Source organism: Actinomycetospora straminea (genome assembly GCF_028737255.1).
Lineage (GTDB): Bacteria > Actinomycetota > Actinomycetes > Mycobacteriales > Pseudonocardiaceae > Actinomycetospora > Actinomycetospora straminea.
Window position 1 is genome coordinate 245,282 of sequence record NZ_JAQZAN010000003.1, and the last position, 20,054, is coordinate 265,335.

The window sequence follows — 20,054 nt, forward strand, 5'->3', positions numbered from 1 at the left end:
GCGTGACCTACAGCTTCTGGGCCCACTTCACGCCGCGGCGCACGGCCCGGCGCTGCAGCGCGAGGACCAGCAGCCCGATCCCGCCGAGCGCGACCCCGCACAGCGCCGCGGCGAACCACACGTCGAGGGGGCGGACGCCGGTCGCCGCCAGGACACCGAGCACCACGGCGACGACCGCCCAGACCGCCGAGCCGGTGAGGACGGCCGGCACAGGGTCGGTCAGCCGCTGCGGCAGCGGCGGCGGTTCGGCGTGCAGATCGAGGCGGCGGGCCACGGGCTCACCCTACGTCGGCGGAAACATCGTGTTGCGCCACGGAGATCATCTACATGAGATGTGTGTGAGACGGCTAGCCTGCCCGCCGTGTTGCAGCGCTTCTTCCGCCTGAGCGAGCGGGGGACCACGGTCGGCCAGGAGGTCCGCGGCGGAGTCGTCACCTTCGTGACGATGGCCTACATCGTGGTCCTCAACCCCCTGATCCTCGGGAGCATCGACCCGGCCTCGCCGTCGGCGAAGCGCGACATCCTCGGGGCGACGCTGACCGTGCCGCAGGTCGCGGCCGTGACGGCCCTGGTCGCGGGCGTCATGACGATCATCTTCGGCCTGGTCGCGAACTTCCCGTTCGCCATGGCGACGGGGCTGGGCATCAACACCCTGGTCGCGGTGACGATCGCGCCGCAGGTGAGCTGGCCCGAGGCGATGGGCCTCGTGGTCGTCAACGGCATCATCATCGTGATCCTGGGCCTCACCGGGTTCCGCACGGCGGTGTTCAACGCCATCCCCGACCCACTCAAGATCGCGATCGCGGCCGGCATCGGGGCGTTCATCGCGTTCATCGGCTTCGTCGACGCCGGCTTCGTGCGCCGCCTGCCCGACGCCGCGAACACCACGGTCCCGGTCGGCCTGGGCATCGAGGGCTCGATCGCGTCGTGGCCCACGGCCGTGTTCTGCTTCGGCCTGCTGCTCACCGGCGTGCTGGTCGCGCGCGGCGTGCGCGCCGGCATCCTCGTCGGCGTCCTCGTGACGACGGTGCTCGCGATCGTCGTCGAGGCGATCGTGCAGGTCGGGCCGTCGAACGGCACCGACCCGAAGGGCTGGAACCTCGGCTACCCGGGGCTGCCGGACTCGATCGTCTCGCTGCCCGACCTCTCGCTGGTCGGCGACGTCTCGTTCGGCGCGTTCGCGCGGCTGCCCGCGCTCGCGGTCACGCTGCTCGTCTTCACGCTCGTGCTCGCGAACTTCTTCGACGCCATGGGCACCATGACCGGTCTCGGTCGCCAGGCCGGCCTGCTCGACCAGAACGGCCAGCTGCCGCGCGTGGGGCGCGCGCTGGTCGTCGAGGGCGCCGGCGCGATCGCCGGTGGCGTGGCGTCGTCGAGCTCGAACACCGTGTTCGTCGAGTCCGCGTCGGGCATCGCCGAGGGCGCACGCACCGGCCTCGCGAACGTCGTCACCGGCCTGCTCTTCCTCGTCGCCATGTTCTTCACGCCGCTCTACGAGGTCGTGCCGGTCGAGGCGGCCGCCCCGGCGCTCGTCATCGTCGGTGCGCTGATGATCGGCGGGGTCCGCGACGTCGAGTGGTCGGACTTCTCGGTGGCGCTGCCGGTGTTCCTGACGATCGTCGTCATGCCGTTCACCTACTCGATCGCCAACGGCATCGGCGCCGGCTTCATCAGCTGGGTGCTGCTGCGCACCGCCACCGGCCGCGTCCGGGAGATCCACCCGCTGATGTGGGTCGTCGCCGTCGCGTTCGTCCTGTACTTCGCCGTCACACCGTTGCGGGTGCTGTTCGGACTGTGAGGTACTCGGGCCCGTGATCGAGCCCTACCAGGTGGTCGGCCTCGTCCCGACCATGCGCGGCATCCGCCACCGCGACGAGATCAAGGTCAACATCGAGCACCTCGAGCACCTGGCCAAGGCCGCCTCGTGGCTCTCGGCGATGGCCCTGCCCGTCCGGCTCATCACCATCCCCGAGGGCGCGCTGCAGGGCTTCAACGACGAGGTCCTCGACCACGACCACGAGTGGTTCGCCCGCGAGTGCGCGATCGACGTCCCCGGGCCCGAGACCGACGCGCTGGGGCGGCTCGCGGCGACCTACGACGCCTACGTCATGGCCACCGCGAAGGCCCGGCACCCCGAGTTCCCGGGCCGGTTCTTCAACGTCGGGTTCGCGATCTCGCCGCAGCAGGAGATCGTGCTGACCCACTACAAGGTCACGCCCCTGCAGCCGGTGGAGCACTCGGTGACTCCGCACAACGTCTGGGACCGCTGGGTCGAGCTCTACGGCGACGGGCTCGACGCGTTCTACCCCGTCGCGGACACCGAGATCGGTCGGCTCGGCATCATGATGGCGAACGAGGCGTCGTACCCGGAGAACGCCCGCGGCCTCGCGATGAACGGCTGCGAGGTCGCCTACCGCGGGCCCTACCCGCACCCGCACGCCGGCAACGGCTTCTACGAGATCCAGAACCGGGCGCGGGCCCTGGACAACAACATGTACGTGGTGGCGAACCAGGTCGGCACCTACTACCTGCACACCGACTCCGACGTCCCGATCGACACCTTCGGCTCGCCGAGCATGATCTGCGACTACCGCGGGCAGATCGTCGGCGAGGTCGGGTACACCGGCCACTCCACCTACCTCGCCGGCACGATCGACATCCCGGCACTGCGCGACTTCCGCGCCCGCGCCCAGTTCGGCAACTGGCTCAAGGACCTCACGACCGAGCAGTACCGGGCCATCTACGCCGAGCCGATCTACCCGAAGAACCTGTACCTGGGCCGCAAGCCCTACGACCACGCGGAGTACCGCCGCGAGGTCACCGAGAAGCAGGTCGAGCTGCTCCACGAGCGCGACGTGTGGCGGCGCCCCTGAGCGTCCCTGAGCATCCCTGAACGGTCCCGGGTGTGACCGAGCCCGGGCTCCGGTTGACAGGGCCCGGCGGCACCGGAACCGTCGCGGGCCATGGATCGGGCACCGCTGACGCGCCGCCGGCACGTCGACCACGGGCTGCTCGCGGCCGCGCTCTGTCGCGTCTGTCGCTGAGCCCCGTCCCGCCTGCCCGATCCCTCCGCGCTCCCGCGCGCCCACACACCCCTCTGCGAGGAGGCACACCGTCGTGTCCGTCGGTACCCCCACCAAGCCCCTGAAGTTCGCGTACTGGGTCCCCAACGTCTCGGGCGGCCTGGTCACCAGCGGCATCGAGCAGCGCACCGACTGGAACTGGGACTACAACCGCGAGACCGCGATCGCCGCGGAGAACAGCGGGTTCGAGTACGCCCTGTCCCAGGTCCGGTACATGGCGAGCTACTCGGCCGAGTACCAGCACGAGTCGACGTCGCTGTCGCTCGCGATCATGATGGCCACCGAGCGGCTCAAGGTCATGGCCGCGGTGCACCCCGGCATGTGGCACCCGGGGGTGTTCGCCAACTTCGGCGCCACCGCCGACCACCTGACCGGCGGCCGCTTCGCCACCAACGTCGTCTCCGGCTGGTTCAAGGGCGAGTTCACCGCCTTCGGCGAGCCGTGGCTCGAGCACGACGAGCGCTACCGGCGCACCGAGGAGTTCATCGCCTGCCTCAAGGGCATCTGGGAGCAGGACGACTTCACCTTCCGCGGCGACTTCTACCGCTTCCACGACTACTCGCTGAAGCCCAAGCCGCTGAACACGCCCGAGCGCCCGCACCCGGAGATCTTCCAGGGCGGCAACTCGACGGCCGCCCGGAAGATGGCCGGCCGGGTGTCGGACTGGTACTTCTCGAACGGCAAGGACTTCGACGGGGTCGTCGAGCAGCTGACCGACGTCAACGCCTCGGCGGCGGAGAACGGCCGGTCGGTGAACTTCGGGCTCAACGGCTTCATGATCGTCCGGGACACCGAGAAGGAGGCCCGGGACACCCTGCGCGAGATCGTCGACAAGGCCAACGTCGAGCAGGTCCACGGCTTCCGTGACGCCGTGCAGCAGGCCGGCGCCTCGGCGTCGGACGGCAAGGGCATGTGGGCGGAGTCGTCGTTCGAGGACCTCGTGCAGTACAACGACGGCTTCAAGACCCAGCTGATCGGCACCGCCGAGCAGGTCGCCGACCGCGTCATCGCGTACAAGAAGCTGGGCGTCGACCTCAACCTCCTGTGCTTCCTGCACGTGAAGGAGGAGATCGAGCAGTTCGGCGAGAAGGTGCTGCCGATCATCCGCGAGAAGGAGGCCGAGCTCCCCGACGCCGAGCCCGCCCCGGCGCTGGCCCAGGCCTGACCTCTCGTGCGTGATCTCCTGAGCCATGGCTCAGGAGATCACGCACGAGGATCCTCGGGGTCGGGCCCCGACGCCGCGGACCGGTGGGGCGGCGCAGGGTCCGTCACCATGACGAGCACCCGGGCGGTCGACGCCCCACCGGACTTCCTCGCGTTCCTCGACCGCGTCGGCACCGCGCTCGACGCGATGTTCGCCGGCGACCCCGAGCCCTACACCGCCCTGTGGGCCGACCGTGACGACGTGACGCTCTACGGCGCGTGGGGGCCCATCGAGCAGGGCCTCCCGGCGCTCGCCCGGACCTTCCGGTGGGTCGCCTCGCGGTTCAGCGAGGGCAGTGTCGAGCAGGAGCTCGCCGTCGTCGCGGTGTCGGGCGACCTCGCGTGCACCGTGGGCTTCGAGCGCGGCGTCGTCCGGGTCGACGGCGGCCCGCTCGCCCCGATGGTCCTACGCGTGACCCACGGGTTCCGCCGCATCGACGGGGCCTGGTCCCTGACCCACCGCCACGCCGACTTCCCGCCGCGCGACCAGCGCGTGGGCTAGCCGAGCAGGGCTACTCGAGCAGGGCTGCGATCTCGTCACGTCCGGTCACGCCGAGCTTGCGGTACACGTGCCCGAGGTGGGTCTCGACGGTCTTCGTGGTGACGAACAGCGCCTGCGCCACCTCGCGGTTCGACAGGCCGTCGGCGGCGAGGTCGGCGACGCGCCGCTCGGCGGCGGTCAGGGACTCGGCGCCGGTCACGGCCACCCGCCGCGGGCGCGCCCCGGCCGCGCGCAGCTCCTGGCCGGCGCGCTCGACGAGCGGGTCGGCGCCGCACCGGCGCGCGAGGTCCTGCCCGGCGGCGAGCTCGCCGCGCGCCGCGACCCGCTGGTTGTCGCGGCGCAGCGCCGCCCCGAGGTCGACGCGCGCGCGGGCGAGCTCCAGGCGCGCGGGCGTGGGCTCGAGCAGCGTCACGGCCTCGCGGAGCGGGGCGAGGGTGCCGCCGACCAGCCCGCGCACCCGCAGCGCGTCGCCCAGCGGCCGGGGCGCGGCGAACCGGCGCCCGGCCGCGACCGCCTCGTCGGCCGCCCGCACCGCGCCCTCGGCGTCCCCGAGCCGGTGGAGGGCGGTCGCGAGCCCCGTGCGCCAGGGCAGCAGGCCGGGGTGCTCGATCCCGCGCAGCCGCAGCCGCTCCCCGCAGCCGGCGAAGTCGTCGCGCGCCTCGGCGGCCCGGCCCTGCGCGAGCCGCAACCGGCCCCGCGCGGCGAGGAGGTACGCCAGCCCCGTGGGGGCGTCGGCGGCGGCGAGGGTGTCCGCGGCCTCGTCCACGGCCCCGCGCTCGACGAGCACCACGACCAGCCAGGCCAGCGTGTAGCGCCGGGTGTGCAGGCCGTGCTCGACGGCGAGGGCGTCGGCGAGCCGCGCGTCGGCCTCGGCCTCGACGAGGCGTCCCTGCAGGTAGCGGGTCTGGGTGCGCAGCACGCTCGCGGCGACGAAGTCGTAGGTCGACCCCCGCCGCCGCGCGCCCGCGAGCATCGCCTCGGCGCACGCCCGGACCGGGTCGAGGTGGTCGATCGCGACCAGCACCATCGTCGCCGGCAGGACGACGCCCGGGTCCGGGGCGGGCTCGCGCAGGGTGGCGTCGAGCGCCTCGCGGGCGAGGTCCACCGCCGTCGAGTCCCGGGCGGTCTGCAGGGCGTCGAGCGCGGTGAACGCCAGCAGGGCGGGCCCGCCGCGCGCCGGGAGCGGGCCGTCGCGGCGCAGCGTCCGCGTCAGCTCGGCGGCGGCCGCCCGGCGGGCGGGGTCGCGGCGGGCGAGGCCCACGGTCGCCGCGGCGATCTCCGTGGCGAGCTCGCCGTGGTCCTCGCCGGTCAGCGCCGCCGCGGCCTCGTCGAGGACCTCCAGTGCGCGCCCGAACGCGAGCGTCACCGACAGCGCGCGGGCGAGCTCCAGGGCGATCAGCCCGCGCCGGTGGGGGTCCACGGCGGTCGCGAACGCCTCCTCGAGCAGCGCCACGCCCTCGCCGAAGGACACGTGGGCGGTCGCCGCGCCCAGCTCGTGCAGCACCGCGGGGCGCTCCGCGGGTGGTGGCGGCTCGGCGACGGCGCGCCGCAGGTAGGTCCGCGCGGTCTCCGGAGCGCCCTTGCCCAGCGCCACCCGCCCGGCCGCGCGCAGCCACGCGACGACGGTCGGGTCGCCGAGCGCCTCGGTGCGCAGGAGGTGCGCCGCCACGCGTTCCGCGCCGGCCCCCTCGGCGTCCAGCGCGGCGGCCGCCCGGCGGTGGGCGCGGTGGCGGGTGGCGGGGTCGAGCCGGTCGGCAACGGCCTGCTCGATCAGCGAGTGCCCGAACGCGAGCGGCCGCCCGGGGCGCAGCAGGCGCGCGGCGGCCAGGGTGTCCGCGGCCCGGGCCACCGCGTCGGCGTCGAGCCCGGACACCGCAGCCACGTGGCGCAGCTCGGCCGCGGCCCCCAGCACGGCGACCGCGCCGGCGACCGCGACGGCGTCCTCGCCCGCCTCCCGCAGCCGGCGGTCGACGAACGTCGCGACCACCCCGGGGGCGAGCCGCGCGACCGCGCCGGGTTCCGCGAGGTCGGTGCCCGTCTCGGCGCCCGCCACGAGCAGCGCGCGGACCAGCAGCGGGTTGCCGCCGGTGGCCTCGTGGCAGGCGTCGGCGACGGCCGGGGCCGCGTGCGGGAGGGCGCCGGCCACCAGCGTCGCGACCGCGTCCCGGCTGAGCGGCCCGGGACGCAGCACCGTCGTCACCTCGGCCTCGCGCAGCGCGTCGAGCACCGCGGGCTCGACGTGGTCGACGGGCGTCTGGACGGCCAGGACGAGGGCGACGGGCAGCTCGCCGACCCGCCGCGCCAGGTAGGCGAGCGCCCGCAGCGAGGCGGCGTCGGCGAGGTGCGCGTCGTCGACGGCGAGCAGCACCGGTCCCCGCTCGGCGAGGTTGGCGACGAGCCAGTAGATCCCGTGCAGCGTGCTGGCCGCGTCGCGGGTCGCGTCGTCGCCCGGCGCCGGGGTGACGACGGGCGCGGCGAGGCGGGCCGCGCCGGCGAGGAGGCCGTCGCGCCGCGCCGGGTCGGTGAGCAGCGGCTCGAACAGGCCGCGCACGACGCCGAAGGCGAAGTCGCGCTCGAGGCGCCCGCCCCGGGCCGCGAGCACGGCGTGGCATGCCTGCCCGGCCTGCCCGGCCTGCCCGGCCTGCCCGGCCTGGCCGGTCTTCCCGAGGGCGACCGTCCGCGCCGCGTCCACCAGCCGGGTCTTGCCGATGCCCGGGGGGCCCTCGATCCACGCCAGCGCCCCGCGGCCCTCCCCGGCGGCGCGCACGACCGCGGCGAGCGCCGCCAGCTCGTGGTCGCGCTCGAGGATGGCCGTGCCCCGCGCGGCCGGTGGCGTCAGCGTCACGGCGACACCTCGTGCTCTCCCGTCCCCCTGACGGCCGACCGTAGGCGGCGAGGTCGGCGACGACTATCACGCAAAGTGACCAACTTCGCGACAGGCAAGTCGCCGCTTGCCCTTGAAGGGCAAGCAGTGACTTGCCTATGCTGGTCCGCGTGGCGGACGTGTTCCACGCCCTCGACGACGAGACCCGGCGTCTCGTCCTCGACGAGCTCGTCGCCCGGGACGGCCAGACGCTCTTCGAACTCTGCAGCATGCTGGTGACCCGGCACGGGCTCTCCTCGTCCCGCCAGGCGATCTCCCAGCACCTGGCGGTGCTCGAGGACGCGGGCCTCGTCGTCACCGAGCGACGCGGCCGCTCCAAGTTCCACTACTTCGACGGCCGGCCGCTCGCGGTGATCGCCCAGCGGTGGCCCACGACCCGGGAGGAGACCCCGTGAGGATCCGACTGACCAGCATCTTCGTCGACGACCAGCGCGCCGCGCTCGCCTTCTACACCGACGTCCTCGGCTTCACCAAGCGCCACGACATCCCCCTCGGCGACGCCACCTGGCTCACCGTCGTCGCGCCGGAGGACCCCGACGGCCCCGAGCTCCTCCTCGAGCCCGCCGGCCACCCGGCGGTCAAGCCCTACCGCGACGCCCTGGTCGAGGACGGCATCCCGCTCGTCCAGTTCGCCGTCGACGACGTCGCGGCCGAGTACGAGCGGCTGACCGCGCGCGGCGTCGTGTTCACCCAGCCGCCGACCGACATCGGCACCGCCGTCGTCGCGGTCCTCGACGACACCTGCGGCAACCTCGTCCAGATCCTGGCGATGAAGCCGGCCTGAGTCTCGGGGTCGCTCCCCGACGCCTCCGGGGCCGGCACGGGCGTCTCCTGGTCCGCATCCCGAGCGCCCGGAGGCTCCCATGTCCCGTGACCACGTCGTCCGCAGCCGGTGGCCCGCCCCCCGCGTCCCCGACGTGACGGTGCCGGAGTTCCTGCTCGCCCACGCCGACGAGCACCCGGACGCGACCGCGGTGGTCGACGGCCCGTCCGGGCGAGCGGTGACCTACGGCGAGCTGCGCCGCGACGTGCGCCGGTGCGCGGCGGGGCTGCGGGCGCGGGGGTTGCGGCCGGGGGACGTGCTGGCGATCGTGGCGCCCAACGGGCCGGAGTGGCTCGTCGCCTGCTTCGGCGCGATGGCCGCCGGGGGCGTGGTGTCGGGGATCAACCCGCTCTACACCGCCGACGAGATCGCCCCGCAGCTGCGCGACCACGGCGCCCCGGTCGTCGTGACGATCCCGCCGTTCCTGCCGCTGGTGCGCGCGGCGATCGCGGCCGCGGGCACCGACCCCGAGGTGGTCGTGTTGGGGGAGGCCGAGGGTGCGACGTCGTTCGGGGCGGTGCTGGCGGCGGGCGGGGACGACGCAGACGGCGAGGTGCCGGCCGGGCTCGTGGATCCGGCCCGCGACCTCGCCCTGCTGCCCTACTCCTCGGGCACGACGGGGCTCGCGAAGGGCGTCATGCTCACCCACCGGGCGATGGTCACCAACGTCGAGCAGATGCAGTCGGTGATGCGCCTGACCAGCGAGGACCGGTCGGTCGCCGTCGCGCCGTTCTTCCACGCGGTCGGGCTCAACGTCGTCGCCGGGGTGACGCTGCGCGCGGGCGGCACCGTCGTCACCCTCCCGCGCTTCGACCTCGAGGCCTACCTCGGCGTCATCGAGCGCCACCAGGTCACGGTCGCCGTCGTCGTCCCGCCGATCGCGCTCGCGATGGCCCGCCACCCCGCGGTCGACCGCTACGACCTGTCCTCGCTGCGGCTGCTCGGGTCCGGGGCGGCGCCGCTGTCCGCGGACCTGCAGCAGGAGTGCGCGCGGCGTGTCGGGTGCCCCGTCGGGCAGGGCTACGGCATGACCGAGGCCGTCGCCGCGATCACGCTCTTCGACGCCACCACGCCGATCGTGCCCGGGTCGGTCGGGGTGCTGCTGCCGGGCGTCGAGGCGCGGATCGTCGACCCGGTGACCGGCGACGACGTCGGTACCGAGGGCAGCGGCGAGCTGTGGGTGCGCGGACCTCAGCTGATGGAGGGCTACCTGGGCAACGCGTCGGCGACCGCGGCCACGATCGACCCCGACGGGTGGCTGCACACCGGCGACCTCGCGCGCTGCGACGCCGACGGCAACGTGTTCGTCGAGGACCGGCTCAAGGAGCTGGTCAAGGTCAAGGGCCTGCAGGTCGCCCCGGCCGAGCTGGAGGCGGTCCTGCGCACCCACCCGGCGATCGCCGACGCCGCGGTCATCCCGGTGCCCGACGAGCGCGCCGGCGAGCGGCCCAAGGCGGTGGTGGTGACGTCCGGGCCGGTCGGGGCCGAGGAGATCGTCGCGTACGTGGCCGAGCGCGTCGCGCCGCACAAGAGGATCGCGGACGTGGTGTTCGTCGACGCGATCCCCGTCTCGCCGTCGGGGAAGATCCTGCGCCGGCTGCTCGTGGCGCAGGACCGGGCGGGCGCGCTCGCCCCCGCCGCGCCGTACCGGCCGGTCGCCGCGCCGTGACCGCGACGACCACGGACGGCGACCGGACCCGGGCGCGGATCCTGCGCTACCTGGAGGCCTCCGGGACGAACCCGGACCTCGCCCACGAGATCTTCGCCAAGGACGCCGTGCTGGAGTTCCCGCAGTCCGGGGAGCGGTTCCGCGGCCGGGAGACCTTCCTCGCGTGGCGGCGGCGGTACCCGGCGGAGGTGACGTTCCGGCTGCGCCGGATCGTCGGGCAGGGCGACCTGTGGGTGGCCGAGGCCGAGGTGCGCTACGACGGGGCGGACCCGCACTTCGGCGTCAGCATCCTCGAGTTCCGCGACGGCCTCGTGGTCCGGGAGACGATCTACGGCGGGCCGCCCTGGGAGGCCCCGGACTGGCGGGCGCCCTACCGGGAGGCGCGCGACCGGTGAGGTGTCGGGCGCGCGTCACGTGGAGCCGCGTCGGAGAACGGGTACCGCTCCGGGCGGAAGGACGGACACCCCGACCAGCGCGAAGGAGCCCTGCGTGGCGGACAACACCTACAGCAAGACGGAGATCGTCGGCAGCTCGGCCGAGAGCGTCGACGAGGCGATCCGCGGGGCGATCCGCCGCGCGTCGACCACCCTGCGCCAGGTCGAGTGGTTCGAGGTCACCGAGATCCGCGGCCACGTGCAGGACGGCGAGGTCGGCCACTTCCAGGTCACGCTGAAGATCGGCTTCGCCCTCGAGGACACCAAGTCCTGAGCCCGCGTGGTGACGTCGGCGAAGTGGCGTCACGGACACTGGACGTCCGCGACGCCACTTCGCTGACACGACCCGGTGCCAGGTCGTTAGGTAAGCTCACCAGTATGGCGTGGTGTGGCGGACCCCGGTGAGCGAGGTCGACAGCCACACCGACGGGACGCGCGGCAGCGTCTTCGCCGCCCTGCGCGTGCGCAACTACCGCCTCTTCGCCTCCGGGCAGGTCGTGTCGCTCGTCGGCACGTGGATGCAGCGCGTCGCCCAGGACTGGCTCGTCCTCGAGCTCTCCGGCGGCAGCCCGGTGGCGCTCGGCGTCGCCGCGGCCCTGCAGTTCGGCCCCACCCTGCTCCTGAGCCTGTGGGGCGGCGCGATCGCCGACCGCTACGACAAGCGCCGCCTGCTCATGGGCCTGCAGGTCGCCATGGGCCTCTGCGCGCTCGTGCTCGGGCTGCTCGACGTCACCGGGCTGGTGACCCTCGCCCAGGTCTACGTCTTGTGCGTGCTGCTCGGCTGCTTCTCCGCGCTCGACGGCCCGGTGCGCCAGTCGTTCGCCGGCGAGATGGTCGGCTCCGGCGCGCTGGCCAACGCCGTCGCGCTGAACTCGATGACGTTCAACACCGCGCGCGTGCTGGGCCCGGCGGTCGGCGGCCTGCTCATCGCGGGGGTCGGCACGGGCTGGGTGTTCCTCGTCAACGCGGTCACGTTCGCCGCGGTCCTCGCCGGGCTCGCCCGCATGCGCGCGGCGGACATGTTCGCCTACGCGCGCGCCCCGCGGGAACCCGGGGCCATCCGTGCGGGGCTGCGCGAGGTCCGGCGCCACCCCGACGTCGTGCTGCTGCTCGTGCTCGTCTTCTTCGTCTCGACCCTCGGCATCAACTTCTTCGTGACGCTCGCGATCGTCGCCCGCAACGTCTTCGGGCGCGGCGCCGAGTCCTACGGCCTCCTGACCTCGGCGCTCGCCGTCGGCTGCCTGCTGGGCGCGCTCACCGCGGCGCGGCGCGTCGGGCGCCCGCGCCTGCGCACGGTCGTCGCGGCCGCGGTGGTGTTCGGCCTCTGCGAGGTCGCCGCCGGCCTCATGCCCAGCTACGCGCTGGTCGCGCTGCTGCTCGTGCCCACCGGCGCCGCGCAGCTGCTGTTCACCAGCGCGGCCAACGCGGCCGTGCAGCTCGGGGTCGACGAGTCGGTGCGCGGGCGGGTCATGGGCCTGTGGATGGTCGTGCTGCTCGGGGGCACGCCCGTCGGCGGGCCGGCGCTCGGCTGGCTGGCCGAGGAGCTCGGCGGGCGCGCGCCGCTGGTGCTCGGCGGCGCGGCGTCCGTGGTCGCCGCGGTGGTCGTCGCGGGGGTGTGGCTGGTGCTGCAGCGCCGTCGCCGGCGTCGGGACGCCCGTCAGGCCGGCGGCCACTCGTGCACGGGCACGTTGGCCTCCATGCCCTCGAGGTAGGCGCGCATCATCTCGAGGATCGCGTTGCCCCGGTCCAGCCCGCGGCGCTCGGCGTCGGCGACGGCCCGCACCTGCCACGTCGCGCCCGTGCACCGGCGCACGCAGCGCTGCTCGATCACCGACAGGTAGCGGTCGGCGGCCTCGCCGTCGACGCCCCACGCGGCCAGCCCCTCCCGGGCCAGCGGCAGCATCCGGCGCAGCACGAGCTCGTCGGCGCGCACCGTGCCGATGCCCGGCCAGTACAGGGCGGCCTCGATGCCGTGCCGCGCGCCGGCGGTGAAGTTGGCCTCGGCGGCGTCGAACGACATCAGCTGCCACGGCGGGCGGTCGGACTCGGCGAGGGCCCGGATGAGCCCGTAGAAGAACATCGCGTTGGCCACCGCGTCGACGGCCGTGGGGCCGGCGGGCAGCACGCGGTTCTCCAGGCGCAGGTGCGCGATCCCGTCGGCGACGTCGTAGACCGGCCGGTTCCAGCGCCACACCGTGCCGTTGTGCAGCCGCAGCTCCTGCAGGCTCGGCGGGCGGCCCGCGTCGAGCTCGGCGAACGGGTCCTCGTCCTCGGCCAGGGGCAGCAGCGCGCCGAAGTAGCGGACGTTCTCCTCGAACAGGTCGTACGCCGAGTGCGCCCACCGGTCGCCGAACCACACCCGCGGCCGCACACCCTGGTTGCGCAGCTCGACGGGCCGGGTGTCGACGGCCTGGGTGAACAGCGGGATGCGGGTCTCGGCCCAGAGCCGGCGCCCGAGCAGGAACGGCGAGTTGGCCGCGAGCGCGACCTGCAGCCCGGCGATCGCCTGCGCGGCGTTCCAGTAGGCGGGGAAGAGCTCCGGGGTGAGCTGGAGGTGCAGCTGCAGCGACGTGCAGGCCGCCTCGGGGGCGATCGAGTCGACGTCGAGGACCAGGTGCTCGGCGGGTGCACCGTCGTTCGGGCCGTGGCGCGGGGCCGGCGGCTCGGTGATGTCGAGGCGGAACGGCTCGCCGCGCGCGGTCAGCATCTGCCGGTTGAGCAGGGCGTAGCGCGGGTCCTCGGTGAGCTGGTCGGACGCGAGGTGCTCGGCGGCGAGGGTGGGCAGGATGCCGATGGTCACCGCGCGGGCGCCCAGGTCGCGGGCACAGTCGCCGGCGTTGGTCGTCGCGTCGAGCATGTCCTGCTCGAGGTCGCGCGCGGTCGCGCCGGGCAGCATCCGCGGCGGCAGGTTGATCTCCAGGTTCCAGCGCCCGAGCTCCGAGGTCAGGACGTCGGACGCCGACCGGTCGAGCACCGCGTGGTTGAGCATCGCCGGGCGCATGTCCTCGTCGACCAGGGCGAGCTCGATCTCCACGCCGGTGCTCGGCTCGGCGGCGGCGAAGCGGCCCTCGGTGACCATCGTCCCGAACGCCTCGAGGCAGCGGTGGATGCGATGGCGGTAGCGGGCCTGGTCCGAGGCGGTGAAGAGGGTGGCGGTGAGGTGCTGGCCCATTGCCCGCCCGGCTCCCGTCCACGATCCGAAAACGACCGTCGGGGCGCTCCCGCCGCGACCTGCCCGGCGGCCACCCCGACTACCTCACGCGAACCCCGACGAGCGGCCACGCTGACACAGCCCGCGGAGACACGCCAGCCGTCGCCACCGTCCGACGGCGGAAAGCGTCCGTTCAGCGTAGGACACCGATCGGTTCGACCGCTGGTCGCCCCACGGTGACCTCCGACCCGTTCGCGACCGGGGCGTCAGCCGCTTCGTCCGAAGTCCTCCGGCGAGATGTTGTCGAGGAACGCGCGGAAGCGGTCGACCTCGTCCTCGTCGCTGCTCGACCCCCCGCCGCCCGACGACGACTCCTCGCCCTCGTCGTCCTCGACCACCACGCCGGCGTCGTCGAGGACGCCCTCGGTGGCGTGGATCGGCACGTCCGCGTGCAGGGCGATGGCGATCGAGTCGCTGGGCCGCGCGGAGACCCGCAGGCCGCGGTCGAACACCAGGTCGGCGTAGAACGTGCCGGCGCGGACCTCGGTGATCTCGATGCGCTCGAGGCGCCGGCCCAGGGCGGAGACGACGTCGGCGATCAGCACGTGGGTCAGCGGCCGCTCGGGCAGCCGGCCCTGCTGCTCGAGGGCGATCGCCTCGGCCTCGGCCAGCCCGATCCAGATCTGCAGGCAGCGCTTGCCGTCGGTCTCCTGCAGCAGGACGACGGGGTGCCGGCTCTCGCCCGAGCCCGACGAGCCGCCCGACGGCGTCGCGTCGTCCACGGCCAGTACACCGACCACCCGCATCTCGCTCACGGCCCCAGCCTCCCACGTCCCCGGGCCCTTCCGGGGTGTTCGGTTCCGCTCGTCTCCGGCGCCCGGCGGGGCGGCGTGCTCCGGGGTGCCCCGACCGGCGGCCGCCACACACGGCTCGGCACGTCCCCGGGTCGGCGGGCGCGGAGCCGTCCGTGGCGGTCTGGAACGATACGCACGTGGCGCGTGTGGTGGAGATCGACGACGCGGCGGACCCGCGCCTCGCCGACTTCCGCGACCTCGCCCGCGCCGACCGCCGCCCCGACCGCCCGGGCGGCCGCGGCCTCGTGCTGGCCGAGGGCACCGTGGTCGTGCGGCGCCTGCTCGCCTCGCCCTACCCGCCGCGGGCCCTGCTCGGGGTCGGCCGGCGGATCGAGGACCTCGCGCCGGACCTCGCCGGGGTCGACGTCCCCGCCTACGTGACCGACGCCGACACCATGGCGCACGTGGTCGGCTTCCACCTCAACCGGGGGGTGCTCGCCAGCGCCGACCGCGCGCCGGCGCCCGACCTCGCGGGCCTCCTCGCGCGCGCCCGGCGGGTGGCCGTGCTCGAGGGCGTCAACGACCACGAGAACCTCGGCGCCCTGTTCCGCAACGCCGCGGCGCTCGGGGTGGACGCGGTGCTGGTGGGCCCGGGGTGCGCCGACCCGCTCTACCGGCGCAGCGTGCGCGTCTCGATGGGCCACGTGCTGCGCGTACCGTTCGTGCCCTGCGAGCTCGACGAGGCCGTGACGGCGCTGCGCGAGGCGGGCTTCGTCCTCGGGGCCCTGACGCCGGCGGGCGACCCCGGGGCGCTGGCCGGGCTCGCCGACCGCGAGCGGGTGGCCCTCCTGCTCGGCGCCGAGGGACCGGGGCTCTCCGCCGCGGCGCTCGCCGCCGCCGACGTCCGGGTGCGCATCCCCATGGCCGGCGACGTCGACTCGCTCAACGTGGCCACCGCCGCCGCCGTCGCCTTCCACGCCACCGCGGGCGTGCTCGTCCCGGGCGGGCGGGCGACGCCGTGAGGGTCGTGGAGGTGGCCGCCGTGCGGGGCCGGGCGCTGGTCGCCGGGGTGCCGCTCGGGGAGCCGGAGGCCGACGGCGGGCCGGGGCGGACCTGGGGGCTGCCGCCGGACCTGGTCGACGCGCTGCAGGAGTGGGCGCGGATCGCGGCGGCGGTGCCGGCCGGGATGGCCGCCGACCCCACCGCCGACACCGTGAGCCGCCGGGGCCGCCAGCTGGCGGCGCGGCTCTCGGTGGAGCTCGCCGCGCCGGTCGACTACCGGGACCCGATCACCGGCCACCGCGTCGCCCTGCGCGCCGTCACCCGCACCCCGCACCCGCCGCCGGTCCCGCCGCTGCCCCGCAACGGCCACGCCACGGGGCCGGCGCCGCACCCCGTCGTCGAGGGCGGCGAGCCGTCCGCGGTCACGGCCGCCGCCGAGCCGACGCCGTGGGGGGTGGGCCTGACCCTCGCCGTCCTCGTGGCCGGCGTGGTCCTGCTGGCGAACCTGGCGCTGGCCGCACCCCTGATCACCGGGCTCGGGCCGCTCGGGCTGCTCGTCGACGCGGCCGTGGTCGCGGGTCTCGTGCCGGCGCTCTGGCTCAACCGGCACGTGCCGACCTGGCGCTGGGCGGTGTACGGCACGTTCGCCGGCACCGGGATCGCCCTGGTCTTCCTGGCCGTCGCGGCCTTCTGAGGACCAGCCGGGTCAGCTCCGGGTCAGCGCGCGCCGGTCAGCTCCGCGGCGAGCGCGTCCCCAGCAGCACGTCCTCCCACGACGGGACGATCGGGTGCGTGCGCCGCCCGCGCCGCCCCGTCTCGACGGGCGCGTCGGGCTCGCCCGTGGTCGCGGCGGGCCGGCCGGGGCGGGGCACCGGGACCTGGTCGTCGGTGACGGCGGTGGACTCGGCGGTGGTCTCGGCGGTGGCCGCCGGAACGCTCGGGCCCGTCGGGGCCGTCGGGTGCGTCGGGGCTGTCGCCGCCGAGCCCCGGGTGGGACGCCCGCCGCGTCGGGCCGCGCCGCGCTCACCCCGGCGAGAGGCACCGCCGTGACCCGTGCCGTGGCCCGTGCCGTGGCCCGTGCCGTGGCCGGAGGCGGTGCGCCGCGCCGGCGCCGTGTCGCCCCCGACGGCGAGGGCCGGGGTCTCCTCGAGCGCCTCGTCGTGCTCCTGCGCGGCCTCGACGCGCGGGGCCTCGGACGCGGGCTCCGGCGGGGCCGCCGGCACCGGCGCGTCGACGCGGCGCGGGCCGCCGACCGGGTCGTGGCCGAGGAGCTCGCGGGCCGGGTCGTCGCGCGGGTCGACGGTGCCGCCGTGGCTGCCGGGGCGGAAGGCCCAGCGGGCGAGGTTGTCCGAGCGGCCCGTCTGCCACGCCAGCGTGACGATCCACTGCGCGTCCTCGCCCTTGCGGGCGTCCCAGCGCGCGTCGTCGAGCTCCTGGCCGCGCGCGACGAACGTGGCGGCGACGATCTCGCCGAGCGTGCGCCCGTCGGTGCGCGTGGGGTCGGACGGCAGCAGCGGGTGGGCGCGCCGGGCGATCTCGGCGACGCGGGCGCGCTCGAGCAGCACCGGGTAGGCGAACCGCTCGACGTGCGCGGTGCTCACGCCCGAGGCCGCGGCGACGTCGTCGACCGACTCGCCGGCCCGCACGCGCGCCTGGATGTCGCGGGGACGCAGCGGGCTCGAGACCTCGATCTCCATCTGCCCGAGGCGTCGCACGTCGCCCCGGGCCGCGGCCCGCAGGCGCTCGTCGCCGGAGACCGCGAACCGCTCGTGGCGGATCGGGTCCTCGAGGATCACGGTCTCGTGGTCGTCACCCAGGCCGACGACGCGCAGCTGACGCATCAGGCCTCCCCGTCGGCTCGCGGCCCGGGCCCCGTCTGTCGGGTGGGGCCTCGTGGCTCGCGGACCGACGCTAGGCGACGGATCTGCACGGACGAGGGAGGCGCGCCGCGCCCGTGTCCCGCCTGTCTGTGGACGGGAGACACGGGCGGGGCGCGTGTGACAGATGTGCTACCTCGATCGGACCAGTGCGCTGGTCACGACTGGCGCTCGACGACCCAGTCGATGCAGCGGGTCAGCGCGGTCACGTCGTCCGGCTCGACGGCGGGGAACATGCCGACGCGCAGCTGGTTGCGCCCCAGCTTGCGGTAGGGCTCGGTGTCGACGACCCCGTTGGCGCGCAGGGTCGCCGCGATCGCCGCGGCGTCGACGGACTCGTCGAAGTCCACGGTCCCGACGACCTGGCTGCGGTGCGCCGGGTCGGCGACGAACGGCGTCGCGAACGACGACTCCTCGGCCCAGCGGTAGAGGCGGTCCGAGGAGTCCTTGGTGCGCCCCGTGGCCCAGTCCAGGCCGCCGCCGGCGTTCATCCACTCGATCTGGTCGGCGAGCAGCAGCAGCGTCGCGACCGCGGGGGTGTTGTAGGTCTGGTCCTTGCGCGAGTTGTCCAGCGCCGTCGGCAGCGACAGGAACTCGGGGATCCAGCGCCCGCCGGGCCGGTCGGTGTCGATCTGCTCGACGCGCTCGAGCGCGGCCGGCGACATGATCGCGATCCAGAGCCCGCCGTCGGAGGCGAAGCACTTCTGCGGGGCGAAGTAGTAGACGTCGGACTCGCTGATCGCCACCGGGAGCCCGCCCGCGCCCGAGGTCGCGTCGACCGCGACGAGCGCGTCGCCCGCGCCGCTGGGGCGGGTCACGGGCACGGCGACGCCGGTGGAGGTCTCGTTGTGGGCCCAGCCGATGAGGTCGGCGCTCGGGTCGGCGGTGGGCGCCGGGGCGCTGCCGGGGTCGGCGGAGACGACGATCGGGTCGGCGAGGAAGGGCGCGCCCTTGGTCACCGAGGCGAACTTCGAGGAGAACTCGCCGTAGGTCAGGTGCAGGCTGCGCTCGCGGACGAGGCCGGCGGCCGCGGCGTCCCAGAACGCGGTGGTGCCGCCGACGCCGAGGACGACCTCGTAGCCGTCGGGGATCGAGAAGAGCTCGCGCAGCCCGGAGCGCACCCGCCCGACGATCGACTTCACCGGCTTCTGGCGGTGCGACGTCCCCATCACCGCGGCGCTGTCGGCGATGTGGGCGAGCTGCTCGGGGCGCACCTTCGAGGGCCCGCACCCGAAGCGCCCGTCGCTGGGCAGGAGCTCGGCGGGAATCTGCAGCGTGTCGGTCGACGTGGTCACCGCGGCATCCTCCCAGCGTCGCGGTGCTCGTGCTGTCGCCTGCACCACGTCACCCGAGTGCCAGCCTGGCGTCCACGCTGGCACCCGACGTCAGGAAAGCCCCCACGATCACCGCTCAGGCGCTGCGCGCCACCGCCTCGACCGGCCGGGCACCCGGCCCGATGTACTGCGCCGACGGCCGCACGAGCCGCCCGGTGCGCCGCTGCTCGAGCACGTGCGCCGCCCAGCCCGCGGTGCGCGCGCAGGTGAACATCGCCGGCATCATCGCCGCCGGCACGCCCGCGAGGTCGAGCACCACCGCCGCCCAGAACTCGACGTTCGTCTCGATCGCCCGGTCCGGCCGGCGCTCGCGCAGCTCGGTGAGCGCCGCGGTCTCGAGCGCGGCGGCCGCCTCGTAGCGGGGCGCGCCCAGCTCGCGGGCGGTCCGGCGCAGCACGCGGGCGCGGGGGTCCTCGGCGCGGTAGACGCGGTGGCCGAAGCCCATGAGCCGCTCGGACCGGTCGAGGATGCCGTGCACGACGCCGGCGGCGTCCCCGGTGCGCTCGACCTCGGCGATCATCGGCAGCACCCGGGCCGGCGCGCCGCCGTGCAGCGGGCCGGACATGGCCCCGACCGCGGCGGACAGCGCGGCGGCGGCGTCCGCGCCGGTCGAGGCGACGACGCGCGCGGTGAACGTCGAGGCGTTGAGTCCGTGCTCGGCGGCGGACACCCAGTAGGCGTCGAGCGCCCGCACGTGCGTCGGGTCCGCCTCGCCGTGCCAGCGGGTCAGGAAGCGCTCGACGGGGTCCTCGGTGGTCAGCGCGCTCTCGGGCACCGGCGCGGCCTCGGCGCCCCGCGCCGAGCGGGCGACCAGGGCCAGCGCGGCCGCGGCGCAGCGGGCGAGGTCGTCGCGGGCGCGCTCCGGGGTGGCGTCGAGCAGCGGCGGCAGCGACCACCGCGCCCCGAGCAGCGCGAGCCCGGCCTGCGCGTCGACCCGCACGTCGCCGGCGAAGAGCGGCTCGAGCCCGGGCTCCTCGCGCGGCAGGGGACGGCCGAGGTCGCCGTCGACGAGCAGCCCGAAGACGTCGCCGAAGCCCACGGCGCCGACCAGGTCGTCGATGTCCACCCCGCGGTAGCGCAGGGCGCCGCCGTCGCGGTCCGGCTCGGCGATCTCGGTGCGGAACGCCACCACGCCCTCGAGGCCCGGCGAGTACCCGGGCGGGGGCGGCACGGCGGGTGACGGCACAGCAGCAGCAGCGCTCACGGGGGTCCCTCCTCGCGTCGGCGACGCGGGGACCAGGGGCCCCGCTGCCCAGCAGCACCGTGCGTCGCGGCCTGCCCGGCGGGCAACGGAGCGT

Annotated in this window: 19 protein-coding genes; 12 read left to right on the forward strand and 7 right to left on the reverse strand. The window is 75.2% G+C overall.

Annotated features, from left to right (window positions below; all coding sequences use genetic code 11):
• Window positions 1–7: 7 nt before the first annotated feature.
• A complete protein-coding gene (locus PH190_RS06530) occupies window positions 8–274 on the reverse strand; it encodes a DUF2530 domain-containing protein (protein WP_274230673.1) in 267 nt (88 codons plus the stop codon).
• 78 nt (window positions 275–352) lie between these two features.
• On the opposite strand from PH190_RS06530, the gene PH190_RS06535 reads away from it, so the two are divergent.
• The 4 genes from PH190_RS06535 to PH190_RS06550 all read left to right on the forward strand — a co-directional run bounded on the left by PH190_RS06535 (window position 353) and on the right by PH190_RS06550 (window position 4,788).
• A complete protein-coding gene (locus PH190_RS06535) occupies window positions 353–1,798 on the forward strand; it encodes an NCS2 family permease (RefSeq protein WP_274230851.1) in 1,446 nt (481 codons plus the stop codon).
• A 13-nt stretch (window positions 1,799–1,811) separates the two neighbouring features.
• Window positions 1,812–2,873: a nitrilase-related carbon-nitrogen hydrolase gene (locus PH190_RS06540; protein ID WP_274230674.1), complete on the forward strand. Its 1,062-nt coding sequence runs from the start codon at window positions 1,812–1,814 to the stop codon at window positions 2,871–2,873.
• A gap of 244 nt (window positions 2,874–3,117) precedes the next feature.
• Window positions 3,118–4,248 (forward strand): dimethylsulfone monooxygenase SfnG, encoded by a 1,131-nt coding sequence (gene sfnG, locus PH190_RS06545; protein WP_274230675.1) that lies wholly within the window; start codon window positions 3,118–3,120, stop codon window positions 4,246–4,248.
• A gap of 108 nt (window positions 4,249–4,356) precedes the next feature.
• Window positions 4,357–4,788, forward strand: coding sequence for a YybH family protein (locus PH190_RS06550; protein WP_274230676.1), 432 nt, complete (start codon window positions 4,357–4,359; stop codon window positions 4,786–4,788).
• Window positions 4,789–4,798: 10 nt separating this feature from the next.
• Here the strand turns inward: PH190_RS06550 and PH190_RS06555 are convergent, their stop codons facing one another.
• Window positions 4,799–7,633, reverse strand: a complete 2,835-nt coding sequence (locus PH190_RS06555) for an AAA family ATPase (protein WP_274230677.1) — start codon at window positions 7,631–7,633, stop codon at window positions 4,799–4,801.
• Window positions 7,634–7,770: 137 nt separating this feature from the next.
• On the opposite strand from PH190_RS06555, the gene PH190_RS06560 reads away from it, so the two are divergent.
• The 6 genes from PH190_RS06560 (at window position 7,771) to PH190_RS06585 (ending at window position 12,310) form a co-directional block, all read left to right on the forward strand.
• Window positions 7,771–8,067 (forward strand): ArsR/SmtB family transcription factor, encoded by a 297-nt coding sequence (locus PH190_RS06560; RefSeq protein ID WP_274230678.1) that lies wholly within the window; start codon window positions 7,771–7,773, stop codon window positions 8,065–8,067.
• A complete protein-coding gene (locus tag PH190_RS06565) occupies window positions 8,064–8,456 on the forward strand; it encodes a VOC family protein (RefSeq protein WP_274230679.1) in 393 nt (130 codons plus the stop codon). The genes PH190_RS06560 and PH190_RS06565 overlap by 4 nt, the downstream gene beginning before the upstream one ends.
• Window positions 8,457–8,535: 79 nt before the next feature.
• Complete coding sequence (locus PH190_RS06570; protein ID WP_274230680.1) at window positions 8,536–10,164, forward strand: AMP-binding protein; 1,629 nt, start codon at window positions 8,536–8,538, stop codon at window positions 10,162–10,164.
• Window positions 10,161–10,559 (forward strand): nuclear transport factor 2 family protein, encoded by a 399-nt coding sequence (locus PH190_RS06575; RefSeq protein ID WP_274230681.1) that lies wholly within the window; start codon window positions 10,161–10,163, stop codon window positions 10,557–10,559. The genes PH190_RS06570 and PH190_RS06575 overlap by 4 nt, the downstream gene beginning before the upstream one ends.
• A 94-nt stretch (window positions 10,560–10,653) precedes the next feature.
• On the forward strand, window positions 10,654–10,872 hold the full coding sequence (locus PH190_RS06580) for a dodecin (RefSeq protein ID WP_274203315.1): 219 nt from the start codon (window positions 10,654–10,656) through the stop codon (window positions 10,870–10,872).
• 127 nt (window positions 10,873–10,999) lie between these two features.
• Window positions 11,000–12,310: an MFS transporter gene (locus PH190_RS06585; RefSeq protein ID WP_337993798.1), complete on the forward strand. Its 1,311-nt coding sequence runs from the start codon at window positions 11,000–11,002 to the stop codon at window positions 12,308–12,310.
• Here PH190_RS06585 and PH190_RS06590 read toward each other — a convergent pair.
• Entirely contained in the window at window positions 12,256–13,770 is a 1,515-nt protein-coding gene (locus PH190_RS06590) for a glutamate-cysteine ligase family protein (RefSeq protein WP_274230682.1), read from the reverse strand. The genes PH190_RS06585 and PH190_RS06590 overlap by 55 nt on opposite strands.
• A gap of 245 nt (window positions 13,771–14,015) precedes the next feature.
• Window positions 14,016–14,564 (reverse strand): bifunctional nuclease family protein, encoded by a 549-nt coding sequence (locus PH190_RS06595; protein ID WP_274230683.1) that lies wholly within the window; start codon window positions 14,562–14,564, stop codon window positions 14,016–14,018.
• A 176-nt stretch (window positions 14,565–14,740) separates the two neighbouring features.
• Between PH190_RS06595 and PH190_RS06600 the strand changes: the two genes are divergently transcribed.
• The gene (locus tag PH190_RS06600; protein WP_274230684.1) at window positions 14,741–15,565 is read left to right on the forward strand and encodes a TrmH family RNA methyltransferase; all 825 of its coding nucleotides are present in this window, start codon (window positions 14,741–14,743) and stop codon (window positions 15,563–15,565) included.
• A complete protein-coding gene (locus PH190_RS06605) occupies window positions 15,562–16,239 on the forward strand; it encodes a DUF2537 domain-containing protein (RefSeq protein WP_274230685.1) in 678 nt (225 codons plus the stop codon). The genes PH190_RS06600 and PH190_RS06605 overlap by 4 nt, the downstream gene beginning before the upstream one ends.
• Before the next feature lie 37 nt (window positions 16,240–16,276).
• Here PH190_RS06605 and sepH read toward each other — a convergent pair whose 3' ends face one another.
• The 3 genes from sepH to PH190_RS06620 all read right to left on the reverse strand — a co-directional run bounded on the left by sepH (window position 16,277) and on the right by PH190_RS06620 (window position 19,960).
• Window positions 16,277–17,386, reverse strand: coding sequence for a septation protein SepH (gene sepH, locus PH190_RS06610; protein WP_274230686.1), 1,110 nt, complete (start codon window positions 17,384–17,386; stop codon window positions 16,277–16,279).
• 194 nt (window positions 17,387–17,580) lie between these two features.
• Window positions 17,581–18,717 carry a phosphoserine transaminase gene (gene serC / locus PH190_RS06615; protein ID WP_274230687.1) on the reverse strand — a complete coding sequence of 379 codons (1,137 nt, stop codon included), beginning with the start codon at window positions 18,715–18,717 and terminating at the stop codon, window positions 17,581–17,583.
• Between the two features lie 115 nt (window positions 18,718–18,832).
• Complete coding sequence (locus tag PH190_RS06620) at window positions 18,833–19,960, reverse strand: citrate synthase 2 (protein ID WP_274230688.1); 1,128 nt, start codon at window positions 19,958–19,960, stop codon at window positions 18,833–18,835.
• Window positions 19,961–20,054: the final 94 nt, after the last annotated feature.

Coding starts and splice junctions, on each gene's coding strand:
- PH190_RS06550 (WP_274230676.1), top strand. CDS start 4,357: ATGACGAGCACCCGGGCGGTCGACGCCCCACCGGACTTCCTCGCGTTC.
- PH190_RS06560 (WP_274230678.1), top strand. CDS start 7,771: ATGCTGGTCCGCGTGGCGGACGTGTTCCACGCCCTCGACGACGAGACC.
- PH190_RS06570 (WP_274230680.1), top strand. CDS start 8,536: ATGTCCCGTGACCACGTCGTCCGCAGCCGGTGGCCCGCCCCCCGCGTC.
- PH190_RS06590 (WP_274230682.1), bottom strand. CDS start 13,770: ATGGGCCAGCACCTCACCGCCACCCTCTTCACCGCCTCGGACCAGGCC.
- sepH (WP_274230686.1), bottom strand. CDS start 17,386: ATGCGTCAGCTGCGCGTCGTCGGCCTGGGTGACGACCACGAGACCGTG.